Here is a 15373-nt window from a genome sequence, read left to right as displayed (position 1 = left end):
TGAATATTAGTGAAAGACATGAGTAATTTTGTAAAAATGAGAGGATTCTTTTTGTTTGTACTTCTTCTCATTAATTGTACTGTAAGCAAGGGACAGATTTATAAGTACATAGGACTGGAAGACGGGTTGAATAATCAGAAAATATACCATATCCAAAAAGACCGACGGGGGTATATGTGGTTTCTGACTCAAGAAGGGATAGACCGTTATGATGGCAAACATATCAAGCATTACAACTTTTCAGACGATAACATGACGTTGGATTCACGGATTGCCTTGAATTGGCTTTATATGGACAACAGAAATGTATTATGGGTAATTGGTCAGAAAGGTCGTATTTTTAGGTATGATTCGCAACATGACAAGTTTGAACTGGCTTATGTACATCCGGAGCTGATCAGAAATAAGTCGCAAGCATTTCTGAATTATGGTTATTTGGACAAGAATGACCGTATATGGTTGTGCTGTAAAGATAGCATTACCTGGTATGATACCCATACCGGGACAGTGTTAAATATGTCGGTGCCGGTCAACGGCGAAATAACTACCATTGAACAGACAGATGGTAATCATTTTTTTATAGGTACGGGAAGTGGTTTATTTCGTGCCGGAATAGAAGAGGGGAAGTTAAAGGTGGTTCCTGATGAAGCGGTGGAAAGCATCGCTCCGGTACATGAACTTTATTACCATGCTGTTTCAAAACAGTTATTTGTGGGAAACTATAAAGAGGGAATACTTATATATGACATGGGGGGAACAGGAAAAATCATCTCTTGTCAATTCCCCAATCATGTAGAGGTTAACCAGATTGCTGCTTTAAACGCTCATGAACTTCTAGTGGCTACTGGGGGAAAAGGTGTATATAAGCTGGATGTGAATACATACATGAGTGAACCCTATATAACAGCTGATTATAGCAGTTATAACGGGATGAATGGAAATAATATTAATGATGTTTATGTGGATGAAGAAGATCGCATCTGGCTTGCAAATTATCCCACCGGCATTACAATCCGTAACAACCGTTATGGAAGTTATGACCTGATAAGACATTCTCTTGGTAATACCCGGTCACTGGTGAACGATCAGGTTCATGATGTGGTGGAGGATAGTGACGGTGACCTCTGGTTTGCAACCAGTAACGGTATCAGTTTCTATCAGACTGATACAAAAGAATGGCGTTCCTTCTTTAGTTCCTTTGATCCGGTACCGAATGATGAGAATCACATTTTTTTAGCGCTGTGTGAAGTCTCTCCCGGTGTAATGTGGGCTGGTGGTTATACATCGGGTATTTACAAGATAGAGAAGAAGAAAGGGTTTAAGGTAACTTATATTTCTCCTGCTGCCATTGCAGGAGTACGTCCCGACCAATATATTTATGACATTAAAAAAGATTCGGGAGGTGATATCTGGTCCGGTGGATATTATCATCTGAAGCGTATCAATCTTGAGACTAAAAATGTACGTTTATATCCGGGAGTAAGTTCTATTACTACCATTCAGGAGAAGGATGACCGGCTGATGTGGATTGGTACGCGAATGGGACTCTACCTGCTTGATAAGGAATCCGGAGTTTACCGGTATATTGATCTGCCTATTGAGTCTCCCTATATATGTGCATTATACCAGAGAGAAGACGGTATCCTGTATATCGGTACCCGTGGAGCCGGACTTCTTGTTTATGACATTAATAAGAAAAAGTTTATCCATCAATATCGTACTGATAACTGTGCGTTGATTTCTGACAATATTTATACAATTCTTCCACGTCAGGACGAGAGTCTTCTGATGGGTACGGAAACCGGTATTACAATCTATTCCCCCCAGAAACATTCTTTTCGTAATTGGACACGGGAACAAGGATTGATGAGTGTCAATTTTAATGCAGGTTCTGCCACCGCCTGGAATAAAAGCACACTTGTTTTTGGCGGTAATGAAGGTGCAGTTAAGTTCCCGACAAATATACAGATACCGGAACCGCATTACTCACGCCTGTTATTACGTGATTTTATGATTGCTTATCATCCTGTTTATCCGGGTGATGACGGATCTCCTTTGAAGAAGGACATTGACGAAACTGACCGGCTGGAACTGGCTTACGGACAAAATACATTTTCCCTTGATGTGGCATCCATTAATTATGATTATCCTTCTAACATTCTTTATTCATGGAAAATTGATGGTTATCATAAAGAATGGAGTCGTCCAAGTCAGGATAACCGGATTCTTGTCAGAAATCTGCCTCCTGGCAGTTATACGTTACAAATTCGTGCCGTATCCAATGAAGAGAAGTATAAGACTTATGAGACAAGGAATATTCAGATTGTTATAACACCTCCGGTATGGGCCAGTTTGTGGGCTATGGTGGGATATGCAATTCTGTTGGTATTGGTTATGATTATCATCTTTCGTATCATCATGTTGCAAAAGCAGAAGAAAGTGTCGGATGAGAAGACACGGTTCTTCATTAATACGGCTCATGACATACGTACGCCGCTTACGTTGATAAAAGCTCCGCTGGAGGAAGTCATAGAAAATCGTATGGTGACCGAACAGGCGTTACCCCATATGAATATGGCTCTTAAGAATGTAAATACATTGCTTCAGTTGACAACGAACTTGATAAATTTCGAACGGATAGATGTCTATTCATCCACTCTTTATGTTTCCGAGTATGAGCTGAATACTTTTATGAATGATGTTTGTGCCGCTTTTCGCAAATATGCTGAAATGAAACATGTCAGGTTTGTTTATGAAAGCAATTTTGACTATCTGAATGTGTGGTTTGATAGTGACAAAATGGGATCTATTTTGAAAAATATCTTGTCGAATGCATTGAAGTATACACCTGAAGAAGGTAGTGTCTGCATTTCCGCCTGCGAGGAAGGAAACACGTGGAGCATTGAGGTGAAAGATACGGGAATTGGTATTCCTTCGTGCGAACAGAAGAAATTGTTCAGGAACTGTTTTAGAGGTAGTAATGTTGTCAATCTAAAAGTGACAGGTAGCGGAATAGGGCTGATGTTGGTATACAAACTAGTCAAATTACATAAAGGCAAGATTTAGATTCAGAGCAATGAACAACAAGGCACTTGTGTACGAGTAACTTTCCCGAAAGGAAATAGCCATCTTCATAAAGCTAAATTTATTTCTCCCAAGCTGCCGGATGAACGTCCGGAGACTATCATACCGGGTAGTATTTCTGATTTGCCGGCTATGGAGATATTCCAGATAAACAGTTCCTTACAACGTATCCTGATAGTGGAGGATAATGATGATTTGCGCAATTATCTGGTGGATATGCTGAAGACGAGTTATAATATTCAGGCTTGTCCGAATGGAAAGGATGCACTAATCATAATTAGGGAATTTAATCCGGATCTTGTTATATCCGATATAATGATGCCTGAAATGAGCGGAGATGAACTTTGTTCAGCGATAAAAGGGGATCTTGAGATGTCTCATATTCCGGTCGTTTTGCTGACAGCATTGGGAGACGAGAAGAATATGCTCGAAGGGCTGGAAATCGGAGCGGATGCTTATATCACCAAGCCTTTCAGTGTAGGAATGCTCAAGGCAACGATTAAGAATTTACTGGCGAATCGTGCTTTGCTCCGTCAGGTTTATAATAGTATCGAAGAGGAAGAACAGAATTTTCCGGTTAATTGTACTAATACTTTGGACTGGAAATTTATAGCTTCGGTCAAGGAATGTATAGAGAAGAACATGGGGGATCCGGATTTTAATGTAGAAATGCTTAGCAGTCGCCATCACATGAGTCGTACGAGTTTCTTTAATAAATTAAAGGTCTTGACAGGTTATGCTCCGGCTGATTATATCCGGATGATACGTTTGCAACATGCTGCACAATTGCTAAAGCAGGGCGAATATACAATAGCGGAAATTACCGATATGGTCGGGTTCTCGGATGCGAAATATTTCCGTGAGGTATTTAAAAAATATTATGGTGTAAGTCCGAGCAAGTATGGAGAGTCGGAAAAGACAGGATCTTATCCGGCAATCAATTTAAAAAATGAGAAATAGTAGGTGGCGTATATAAACATTGTTCTATGTCCGGTTGTTATGTTTGGCAAACAAATATATATTCTGCCGGATGAAAGCAATATTGATATTTTTAGCTGGTCTGCTTTTCCCTATAACTTTCTTATTCGGGCAAAGTGCAATTCAGAAATATGCGGGAACGGCTATGCCGTATCCTTTTATAAAGAATCTATCTGTTTTGAATCATGATGGTATGGTTCCTTTTTATATCAATCATTTAGGAAGGCACGGAGCACGGTTCCCGACTTCGGGAAGAGCATTAGAGAAGGTTAGAAATGTACTTATATTGGCGGAGCAGGAAAAAAGATTGACTGTAAAAGGTCAGGAACTGCTTGCTACGGTATTACGGCTATCCGAAGCTTTCGAAGGACAATGGGGAGAATTGTCGGCAGTAGGAGAGCAGGAACAAAAGGGGATAGCAGAGCGTATGCTATTGCGTTATCCTCAAATATTTGTAGATTCGGCGCGAATTGAAGCGATAGCTTCCTATATTCCTCGTTGTATTAGTAGTATGGATGCTTTTCTTTCTGGTATGGAAAAACAGGATTCCTCATTGGTAATAAAGAAAAGTGCAGGAAAGCAATATAATCCACTTCTTCGTTTTTTTGATTTGAACAAGCCTTATGTTTATTATAAAGAGAAAGGTGACTGGATTTCTTTGTATGAATCATTTGTGCAAGATAAGATAGTTTTTGCACCTGTCATGAAAAGGATTTTTCTCACCTCAGGACAAGAAACAGAACAGGAAAAACGGGAGTTTGTCATGGCTTTGTTCTCAATAGCAGCTATACTTCCTGATACAGGCTTATCTTTTAATATGAAAGGTATTCTCAATGATAAAGAATGGTATGGTTATTGGCAAACACAAAACTTGCGGCAATATCTGACTAAAAGTGCAGCGCCAGTTGGAAATATGTTGCCGGTTGCAATTGCATGGCCGTTACTTTCAGAGTTTATTCAAACGACAGAGCAGGCAATTAACGGGCAATCGGACAATCGGGTGGATCTTCGTTTTGCGCATGCAGAGACTGTCATTCCTTTTGTAGCATTGATGGGTATAGGAAAAACGGATATACAGATAGCATCACCTGATTCCGTATCTATTTATTGGAAAGATTATGAAATTGCTCCGATGGCAGCTAATGTGCAATGGGTGTTTTATCGTGATAAGAACTGTCAAGTCTGGGTCAAAATACTTTTGAATGAGCAAGAAGTAACCATTCCGGTGGTCACATCCTTTTTCCCATATTATCGGTGGGAAGAAGTCTGCCACTATCTGAAACAACGGATAGCAATATCAAAAGAGATTCTTTCCAGGTTTTCAAGTAAGACTGATTAGCAAAAAAGCCCTGTAAGAATGATTGCTTCTCACAGGGCTTATTTGTATCGAAAGAGTATTTTTTATAATAATTTGTTGGAGCCAAGGATGATTAACATGGTATATCCCAATATCAGTCCGATGATTCCCATGATTATTCCGACTTTTTCCATATCCTTTTGCTGAATCATGCCTGTGGCATGTGCCAATGCGTTGGGAGGAGTACTGATAGGCAATATCATTGCTAATGATGAACCGATTGCCACTCCAATCAATAAAGTCTCTACTCCACCTAAGGAAGATAGGTTCTCACGCATGCTGCTTCCTGCAATGGCTAGGATGGGGACGAGCAATGCTGCCGTAGCTGTATGTGAGATGAAATTAGCCATAGCATAACAAATAAGTCCGGAGCCGACAATCATTAATACAGGAGGCCATGTGTTGAATGGGATAGCTTCAATCATATGTTTCGCTAGTCCGGTTTCTTGTAAAGCAACGCCCAGGGCGAAGCCGCCGGCTACCATCCAGAGTACGCTCCAACTGATTTCTTCCAGATCGCGTTTGGTGATGACTCCCGTTATACAGAAAACGGCTACCGGAATCATAGCTACTACATTAGAGTTTACTCCCGTCACCTTGTCAAACATCCAAAGTATGACTGTGATAGCAAAAGTGATATAAACCACAATGGAACGCCAGTCTTTTTTGGCTTCACCTTCAATTTGTAATTCAATATTTTTTTGTTTAAAGGGAAACAATCGTAAAAGTATGAACCAAGCGATAAACAATACAATAATAGTATAGGGTAACATAAAACTCATCCATTCTCCGAAACCGATATTCAGGTTCAGTCCCTCCGGATCATTCAGGTATTTTAAGGCAATTGCGTTGGGCGGTGTGCCGATAGGAGTTCCCATGCCACCCACATTAGCAGCTACAGGAATAGCCATAGCCAGACCTATTTTTCCTTTACCGTCTGCCGGAAGTGCTTTTAATACAGGAGTTAGGAAAGTGAGCATCATGGCAGCTGTAGCCGTGTTGCTAAGGAACATTGAAAATGCAGCTGTAACAAGAATGAATCCTAATAGTACATAGCGTGATTGGGTTCCGAAAGGTCTTAGCATGACGCGTGCCAACAATACGTCCAATCCGCTTTTGGTTGCTGCGATGGCAAGTATGAACCCACCAATAAATAACATAATGATTGGATCGGCAAAGCAATGCATAATGGACTTATATTTGACTGTCTGTCCCAATTCTTCTGTCGAGATTCCTTGAGTAAGGAACCATAAGCTGCTGTCGGAAACGGTGAGTAACAATAAAACGACAATCAATACGGAAGTGGTCCATGCAGGGACAGCCTCGAATACCCACATCAGTGTGGCAAAAATAAAGATAGAAATAAGTCTTTGTTCTATAACTGTTAACCCTTCTATACCAAATGTGTCAATAGGGAGGAGCCATAAAATAAGGGACAGGGTAATAGCTACGGTTAGCTTTATACATCTGGCCACTGTCTGATTTTTTGCCAACCGTTTGGCTTTCTTTAAGTCCTGATAAGCTTCCACTAGATGGAAGCCGTGAAAAATCTTGTACATAATACTAGTTTAAGATAAAATTAAAAAACGGTGCAAAAATAACTTTTTATTCTATATCTCGTAAATCAACGAGAGAAGTTTTTTATAATTCTTTTGGATTGTGATGTTCTTGAAGATATTAATATGGATATTAGGTAGTCTGTCTCTTATCATAATTACGATAATGAGGAACGGCATGGCGAATGTATCAAATTTTTAAAGATGCTTAACCGTCCGTTGATTTGTACCGAATATATGGCCCGTCGCAATGACAGCCGCTTTTGTAATGTTCTTCCTTTGATGAAAAAAGAAAAGGTAGGCGCCATCAATTGGGGATTTGTTGCAGGAAAGACAAATACTATTTTTGCCTGGGATGACGTCATTCCGTCGGGTGAAGAACCGGAATTATGGTTTCATGATATCTATCGTCCTACCGGAGTACCTTATCAGCAGGAAGAAGTCGATTGTATTCAATCCCTGACAGGAAAAAAATAGAATTACGTATTCTTTTTTATCTCTGTTTTTTAGTTTTCATATAGGTTGCTATACTATATTATTTTATTTTTGTATCGTTCTTCTATAATTTGATAACTACTATAATTAAAACCATGAAAAAACTGAAGATTTTATTATTCTTATGTATTGTCGCATGTACGCTTACGGTACAAGCGCAAAAACAATTTACTTTGAACTCTCCGGATGGAAAGCTTCAAACGACGATTACCGTAGGTGATAAGCTGACTTATGACATCCGCTGTAACGGACGGCAGATTCTTGCTCCTTCTCCGATTTCGATGACATTGGATAACGGAGAAGTCTGGGGAGAGAAAGCAAAGTTGTCCGGCACTTCCGGGAAAAAAGTAGATCAGATGATTCCTTCTCCTTTCTATCGTGCCAGTGAATTGAGAGACCACTATAATGAACTGACTCTTCGGTTTAAAAAAGACTGGAATGTCGAGTTTCGTGCGTACAATGATGGTATTGCTTACCGCTTTGTCAGCCGTGCGAAGAAACCTTTCAACGTGGTAGATGAAACAGTAGATTATCATTTCCCATCCGATATGGTAGCTTCTGTACCTTATGTAAAAACAGGAAAAGACGGTGATTATGACTCTCAATATTTCAATTCCTTCGAAAATACTTATACTACCGATCCATTATCGAAGCTGAATAAAAAACGTTTGATGTTTTTGCCATTAGTCGTGGATGCCGGAGAAGGCGTTAAGGTTTGTATCACAGAATCCGATTTGGAGAATTATCCCGGCCTCTATTTGTCTGCTATTGAAGGAGAAAATCGGTTGACGGGACGTTTCGCTCCATACCCCAAGAAGATGGTGCAAGGCGGACACAATCAACTTCAAATGTTGGTGAAAGAGCATGAAGCTTACATTGCCAAAGTAGATAAACCCCGGAATTTCCCGTGGCGCATGAGCATTGTTACCACTTCCGATAAGGATTTGGCAGCAAGCAACTTGAGCTATTTATTGGCTGCCCCTTCCCGTCTGACAGATCTTTCATGGATCAAACCCGGCAAAGTAGCATGGGACTGGTGGAATGCTTGGAATTTGGATGGCGTTGATTTTGTGACCGGAGTAAATAATCCGACTTATAAAGCCTACATTGATTTTGCTTCTGCAAACGGTATTGAATATGTGATACTTGACGAAGGCTGGGCGGTAAATCTGCAAGCGGATTTGATGCAAGTGGTGAAAGAGATTAATCTGAAAGAATTGGTAGATTATGCAGCCTCCAAAAATGTAGGCATCATTCTTTGGGCCGGTTATTATGCTTTCGAGCGTGATATGGAGAACGTTTGCCGTCATTATGCCGACATGGGAGTAAAAGGTTTTAAGGTCGATTTTATGGATCGTGACGATCAGCTTATGACTGCATTCAATTATCGGGCTGCCGAAATGTGTGCTAAATACAAACTGATCCTCGACTTGCACGGAACGCACAAACCGGCCGGTTTGAATCGTACTTACCCGAATGTATTGAACTTTGAAGGTGTCAATGGTCTGGAACAGATGAAATGGAGTCCGGCTTCGGTGGATCAGGTGAAGTATGACGTGATGATTCCTTTCACTCGTCAAGTATCCGGTCCGATGGACTACACTCAAGGAGCGATGCGCAATGCTTCGAAAGGTAACTATTATCCTTGCAATTCAGAACCGATGAGTCAGGGAACTCGTTGCCGTCAACTTGCTCTGTATGTTGTATTTGAATCTCCTTTCAATATGTTGTGTGATACGCCGAGCAACTATATGCGCGAACCGGAATCAACAGGATTTATTGCTGATGTTCCGACAGTGTGGGATGAAAGTATCGTGCTTGATGGTAAGATGGGAGAGTATATCGTAACAGCTCGCCGGAGTGGAAATGTCTGGTATATAGGTGGAATCACCGATTGGACGGCACGTGATATCGAAGTGGATTGCTCTTTCCTGGGTGGTAAGACGTATGACGCTACATTGTTTAAAGACGGAGCAAATGCTCACCGGATCGGGCGTGATTATAAATGTGAATCCATCCGGATAAAAAATGACAGTAAGTTGAAGATTCATTTGGCACCCGGAGGTGGTTTTGCTTTGAAGATTAAGTAAACAACCACTTTACACACTACATTGTCTATTAAATCTTGAAATAGATTTGATATATCTGCAATAGGTTAGATAAGGGTGCGTGCAAATCTTTATAAACGAAGAATAACCCTCGTTACAACTATCTGTAGCGAGGGCTATTACATTAAAAAGAGAGTTCTGGCACATTCCTGTCAGATTCTTATAAGCAAGTCGATTGGGAGGATCACCCTGTAATGACGATGATAGGCAGGGAGGTGTCAGGATAAAGCCGCAATACCTGTCCCTATCAAATTGGCATTATTCATGCTTTTGATATCAACCTCTACATCTTCCAAACCAAACAAACTGAAAAGCTCCCGTAATTTTTCCATGACAATCATGTTATAGTTCTTGTCTTTTCTGTTCTTGCTCCAAAAAAGGCTGCCTTCTGCAACCAGGCAAATTTTTCGTATATTCTTGTTGTATGACTTCAACAACATGATAAGCCCTGTCAGTGAAGCTGCAACTAACTGTGCTGATCTACTATATATCCACTGTGCTACTTCTACATACACCTCCTTATAAATATCGGGATAGTTCATAATAGAGGTGAGCTTTTGTGCATCAAACTTTTCTTCGAACTCCTCCAATGGGAAAGTTGCTTTTAGAATATCTCCCAGGTACATACCGGATACAGCTTTTTCGAAACGTTGTTTTCCCGGATTCCCGGAGATTCCATCCACTGTATTATCTACTGCAGTGAGGAACGGCGGATGAAAATTGCCGGATTCCAGATTGACGGGAATCAATCCATCTACTTTATGTGACGGATTTAATTTTTTAATTTTGTCAGCCGGAATAAAAGTTGCCATATTGGTGCCTGTTCCTACAATCAGACCTATATACGCATCGTAACTACTGTCGGTAAGTCCGGCAAATAAACTAGCAACAGTGTCATTGAGCACTTTTATGTTCGTAAACTTGATTTTATTTCTTTCATTCAGATAGTCGAGCAAAGGTTTTCCAACAACTTCTCCGATCATCTCTTTTATATCAACTCCTTTGGTCCAACGCAGCAGTTTGGCATCTCCACCTGGGACGGACTCTGTCGGATAAGAAAAACAATATCCAATAGGCATCTCTTTTTCCCGTTTTATTCCGGTTATCATATCTGCCATTTCTTTGAACAACTCCTCTCGGGTATAACCAGGAGTTTTCATAATCGACATATCTTTTTTCCAACCATTGTTAGGATGAATGGTGGGAGGCATTTTGCTGAAGTCAACGATTGCTACCCGGTAATTCGTTCCTCCCAAGTCGAGTACTAATGATTTGCCATTGATACCATTTGCTTTTGGAGTGATGAAAGTGGGAATGCATTGTATCTCTGCATTTTCAGTATTCAAACCTTCTTCTACTTTCGCTTTAAATGAGCGAGCAATTTCTTTGAGCTGCTCATTATCTAACTGAAAAATATTTTTCTCCATGATATTATTTTTATTGTATAGAATATGTTTATGTATGAATAACAACTGAAGAGGAATTTTGCTCGTTAGGTATACGGTATATGGATCCAATCGGATTCCTGGATTTATCTCTTTCTTTTTGCTCTTTTCCTTTTTGCTCTTTCTTAAAAAAATGCTGAATTCAGTTTACTTACGCACACTTTCTCCTGTCGCCTATTTTTCACTTGCATTTCTCATATTCTCATTGTTTTTCGATAAACGAAAGATAATCAAATAGATATATTATGAGAAATACTTTTCAAAACGGCATTTCTCATAATATTACCAGCTTTTTATGCTGAAAATAGTGTATTTCTCATAGACTTTTTTTTTATTCTCATATTCCTTTTATGCATTTTCTCTATTTCTTGTTTTTTGTGGTCGTCATTCTGTTCCTCCCAGTCTTTTTCCGGACTGATTGTTATTCTTCCTTTTTTATATAAGTAACTTTTTATAAAGCAATTACCTTGCCTTACTTTACTGCTTTCCTGTATTAAGTTCTCCTTATCCCTTTATATTTTATCCTAATCATTGTTGTGTTTTGCTATAAGTATTTGTATCGTTTCACTGGAGTGGGCAGATCATTGCACTCTAGTGAACGGTACTGTCTACTCTAGTGCACAGACCTTTCCACTCTAGTGGAACGATATGGCTGCTTATACATAAATATGCTAATGTCTACTCTTTATACTCCGCATGTCCATTTTATAATCTATTATTTAAGTATTACCTGATTACATCTCTAGCTTGGCTTGACTTCATAATAGTCTGATGCTTCCTTTGCCTTGTAGTAGACTCTTTTTTTACTGCGTGTTTCGTTGCAGTCCATGCTAACTATTACGGTTTTGTCGAAGAATAACTTGAATACTCTGCAAAACAAGTAAAAAAGTATTTGGAATCGCTTGGAAAATCTATGAGAAATGTTTTTGAAAGTGATGAAAATCTATGAGAAATACGTTGTTTTATGGATAAAACGCTGGTAATACTATGAGAAATGCCGTTTTGAATAGTATTTCTCATAGTGTTATGCATTTGATTTATATATAGTTATTGTATTTACTATGAGAATATGAGAAATGAAAATTGAAAATCGTTTGCAGGAACCTGCCCTGAGCGTTTTTATTTTGCCTCAAATCCGCAACTAAGCCCTTGAACGTCCTTATTGCGTTTACACGTCCTCTCATTACTGAATTTGCAGATAATTTGAACTTGAAGCACCCACTTCTGCCTACAATATCCCCTTACCCCACAATGTGACTTGAGGCAATACACAATATCATTCCCATAAGTTGTAGGCATTATCCAAAATCAGTCTGGAAAACATCTGCGTAAGCATTATTACAGGTATAGATGTTCAGCACATACCGCCTTGATGTCCTGATCCACTTGGCTGGTACAGAGATAAACCTGAAGACAAACGCTTTTATGCGACTTGTTGCATTGAGCCCGAACTTCTTTACGTCAAGTCTTTGAATAATGGCCTTGTAAAAGTTACGGATAAGTGCTGTAAGAAGAAGGAACACTGTGTTCTCTGCCATGAAGGATTTGGGCAATCTGTCCCACCCGAAACCATTGTTCATATCATCGAAGATACGTTCCTTTCCTCCACGAAGGTTATAGAACTCGACAATTTCTCTTACGGAAGAATCATAGTCGTTAGTCAGGATACAACGGTATGTGTATTCTCCTTCCCAAAAATCCTGCACACCATCCATCCGTTTCTGTCTTTGAATCACAAGTCGATATGCCTTACCTTTCCACTTCTCAACAAGGATAGAGTTCAATTCAAACTCAATGCCATTGATTTCCTCAGTTTTCCAGCCTTTGAGAGCAAAGGTGTCATTGTAGATCGAACTGCAGCGGTTAGCACGGATATAGAAGGACTTGCAGTGTTTTTCTATTTCCTCCACGATTTCCTCGGAACATGATCCACAATCAGCTCTGAAGCGATTGATAGTGAGCCCATTCTGTTCAAATCTCGCAAAGAACCTCTTCAGCGTGTCCTTCTGATGGAAACGAACATTTGTGTTACCATCGCTATTCTCTATACCGACTATCAAATCGCCAATAACCGCCACGCCAGGGCGATAACCAAGGAACTTCTTGTATGTAGGCTTTGCATCATACTTCTCTGTCTCTATGAACTGATGGTCGAAATCAACATCATACATCTCACCCTCTTTCAGTTGGCCAGATGCAAATATACAATTGAGCAATAAAGTATTGAGAGTGTCAGCCGTATTGAAATCGTAGGTCTTGCCCATATCTGATGTGTATGAAATGTTTTCTTGCGTCAACTCCTTTATCGCCCTGAGGATAGTATCAGAGCTACAAGTGCGAAGTGTCGGATGAAGCGAGAGGTGGTTCATCAAATGAGTAGTGACATCCTCAATACATGAACCGCTACAGAAGTAGATACTCATGAGAGAACGGATGATTTCGCTGTACTGATAACCGAACGATCTACACCTTAGACCGAGGGTTGAGTCGATTACAGATGATAATGTGGAGTCAAATTGCTCCATGATTGAAAATAATCCCCCAAAAGGAGTGAGTCTCTCAGATTTAATTTGTATCTTCGCCATGTCTATCGTCGGATTCTCTTGTTTTTTTTGCAACACTAAGATAAGTGAAAATTCTGACATGGCAAAATCCTGAGCAACTTTTTGTTGCTCAGGTACTTAAAAAGTTTAATTTATAATAGTGTTGCGGAATTAAGGTTTTGATACAATCAGGGCAAACGTCCGCCTGAGTTTAATTCATCAATACATTGCTTTAAGTCGTAAGGACAAATTAGTGGGGATTTGAAAGTTGCCAATATGTAGCTATAATAATTTTATGTCTCATACCTATTTCTTTGTCAAAATTGTTTGTTTGCTAAATATAAATTGCTACTTTTGTCGTAGTTTACTTTCGAGCGATGAAGGTAACTTTTTAATATTTTTATTGAGAACGGTTATTTGTTACATTCATATATAAAATCCGCTAAATTTTAACTTTCGTGAATGGAATGAGTGACAAGTCTCGCGCACTTTTGTCTGTATAACCTTGTTATATACTCAGTTGGGCGTGGGGCTATCATTCATGTTCACGAAAGGGGTCTTAGCGGATACCTATATATGGCATGAATAGATAGTTTCCACGTATTCTATGCTAATATCCTAATCTCTTATTCCGTTTAACAATAAATTAACTTCTCGTTCTTTTTCCTTTCTATAACTTCTCGTTCTTCATAATATTTGTATGTATTTTGATCATATGGTACTTTCTTCCTGACTAATGCCACTATGATTCTTATGAGTTTGTTCTTGACATTATTTAAAGCCACTTGAGGCTTCTTTCCCTTACTAATCAGTCTTTGATAGTAATCTCTAATTTCGGGATTATATATTTTGGCTATATGAGCTGCTTGTCCTAATAATGATTTAATAAGTTTATTGGCGAAATGGCTTGTATGAGCAGGTGTATTTACACTCGTTCCGGATTGTTTACCAAAGGGGGCAACTCCATAATAGCATGCAATCTTTCTTGGGTCATATCCGAATTTTTTGAAGTTGTTTGTGTAGACCAACATACAGGTTGCGTTTTGCCTGGCTACGCCTTTTATTGAGGTTATAATAGCATAATTTTCTTTCAGTTCCTCATCCGCCTCTATTATGCTATCAATGGCCTTATCGCATTCGGCAATTGTTTTGTTTATCTCCGCAATAAGGTGTTTGCTCTTGCGGTTGATGAAGGATATTGCTTTTGACTTGTTTGATTGTGATTTGTCCTCTTTTCGTAATTCCATTGCCACTCTTTGCCCAACTAGCTTATGCCTATAGAGGAAAATCTCCCTTAGTTGCGCAAGGGATTCATTCAATGGTTCAAAGGGTACAACCTTGTCCTGTTGCCTCCATGCGTATTCAGCAATGATTGCTGAGTCCGCCTTATCGTTTTTCACACGCTGGATACCACTGCTATGTTTTATGGCGTAAGCGTTCTCAATCCATATGTCATAGCCTTTTCCGTAAAGCCATTTGCTCAGTCCTATACTACATGAACCTGTGTCTTCTCCACAGAATAGCCATTCCTCAGCAATTGTATTCCAAGCGTTTGTTTTAACCCAATTACATAACTTGCGGTAGCCCGTAGTGTTATTTGGGAAACACCCATACTCACGGGAGCCTATTTCGTTCATTCCACATGCGAGAATTATCGTCGCGTCAAGTTTCTCCTTTGAAAAATCAATTCCAATAAATAATTTTTTCATATTTTTGCTGTACTTTTCTAAGACTGGTAAAAGCTGTTTGAACTCTAAACTCTAAATAGGCTCGCAACCTTGATATTCTATCGGAGCTTTGCAGCTTG

At 39.5% G+C, this 15373-nt stretch carries 6 protein-coding genes and 2 pseudogenes; 4 read left to right on the top strand and 4 right to left on the bottom strand.

Going from position 1 to position 15373, the window contains the following annotated elements; genetic code table 11:
- Window positions 1-18 precede the first annotated feature (18 nt).
- Together INE92_RS15420 and INE92_RS15415 are read left to right on the top strand one after the other, a co-directional pair.
- A pseudogene (locus INE92_RS15420) lies at window positions 19-4044 on the top strand (hybrid sensor histidine kinase/response regulator transcription factor).
- Between the two features lie 70 nt (window positions 4045-4114).
- A complete protein-coding gene (locus tag INE92_RS15415; RefSeq protein ID WP_195436762.1) occupies window positions 4115-5401 on the top strand; it encodes a histidine-type phosphatase in 1287 nt (428 codons plus the stop codon).
- Window positions 5402-5463: 62 nt separating this feature from the next.
- Here INE92_RS15415 and INE92_RS15410 read toward each other — a convergent pair whose 3' ends face one another.
- Window positions 5464-6978 carry an SLC13 family permease gene (locus INE92_RS15410; RefSeq protein WP_008026658.1) on the bottom strand — a complete coding sequence of 505 codons (1515 nt, stop codon included), beginning with the start codon at window positions 6976-6978 and terminating at the stop codon, window positions 5464-5466.
- Between the two features lie 141 nt (window positions 6979-7119).
- On the opposite strand from INE92_RS15410, the pseudogene INE92_RS15405 reads away from it, so the two are divergent.
- Window positions 7120-7452 (top strand): annotated as a pseudogene (locus tag INE92_RS15405) (1,4-beta-xylanase); the annotation flags it as partial.
- 113 nt (window positions 7453-7565) lie between these two features.
- A complete protein-coding gene (locus INE92_RS15400; RefSeq protein ID WP_195436761.1) occupies window positions 7566-9560 on the top strand; it encodes a glycoside hydrolase family 97 protein in 1995 nt (664 codons plus the stop codon).
- 236 nt (window positions 9561-9796) lie between these two features.
- Here INE92_RS15400 and INE92_RS15395 read toward each other — a convergent pair whose 3' ends face one another.
- The 3 genes from INE92_RS15395 to INE92_RS15385 form a co-directional block, all read right to left on the bottom strand.
- Complete coding sequence (locus INE92_RS15395) at window positions 9797-11005, bottom strand: hexokinase family protein (RefSeq protein WP_008017924.1); 1209 nt, start codon at window positions 11003-11005, stop codon at window positions 9797-9799.
- A gap of 1316 nt (window positions 11006-12321) precedes the next feature.
- Window positions 12322-13608, bottom strand: coding sequence for an IS1380-like element ISBf12 family transposase (locus tag INE92_RS15390; protein WP_009040242.1), 1287 nt, complete (start codon window positions 13606-13608; stop codon window positions 12322-12324).
- 593 nt (window positions 13609-14201) lie between these two features.
- Window positions 14202-15275, bottom strand: coding sequence for an IS110 family RNA-guided transposase (locus INE92_RS15385; RefSeq protein WP_008645115.1), 1074 nt, complete (start codon window positions 15273-15275; stop codon window positions 14202-14204).
- Window positions 15276-15373: the final 98 nt, after the last annotated feature.

This window comes from Bacteroides xylanisolvens, assembly GCF_018289135.1.
Classification (GTDB): domain Bacteria; phylum Bacteroidota; class Bacteroidia; order Bacteroidales; family Bacteroidaceae; genus Bacteroides; species Bacteroides xylanisolvens.
This window is presented reverse-complemented; position numbering and strand designations above follow the sequence as displayed.

What these genes read in the sequence shown, in the direction of transcription:
- INE92_RS15415 (WP_195436762.1), top strand. Translation starts at nt 4,115, where the DNA reads ATGAAAGCAATATTGATATTTTTAGCTGGTCTGCTTTTCCCTATAACT.
- INE92_RS15410 (WP_008026658.1), bottom strand. Translation starts at nt 6,978, where the DNA reads ATGTACAAGATTTTTCACGGCTTCCATCTAGTGGAAGCTTATCAGGAC.
- INE92_RS15400 (WP_195436761.1), top strand. Translation starts at nt 7,566, where the DNA reads ATGAAAAAACTGAAGATTTTATTATTCTTATGTATTGTCGCATGTACG.
- INE92_RS15395 (WP_008017924.1), bottom strand. Translation starts at nt 11,005, where the DNA reads ATGGAGAAAAATATTTTTCAGTTAGATAATGAGCAGCTCAAAGAAATT.
- INE92_RS15390 (WP_009040242.1), bottom strand. Translation starts at nt 13,608, where the DNA reads ATGGCGAAGATACAAATTAAATCTGAGAGACTCACTCCTTTTGGGGGA.
- INE92_RS15385 (WP_008645115.1), bottom strand. Translation starts at nt 15,275, where the DNA reads ATGAAAAAATTATTTATTGGAATTGATTTTTCAAAGGAGAAACTTGAC.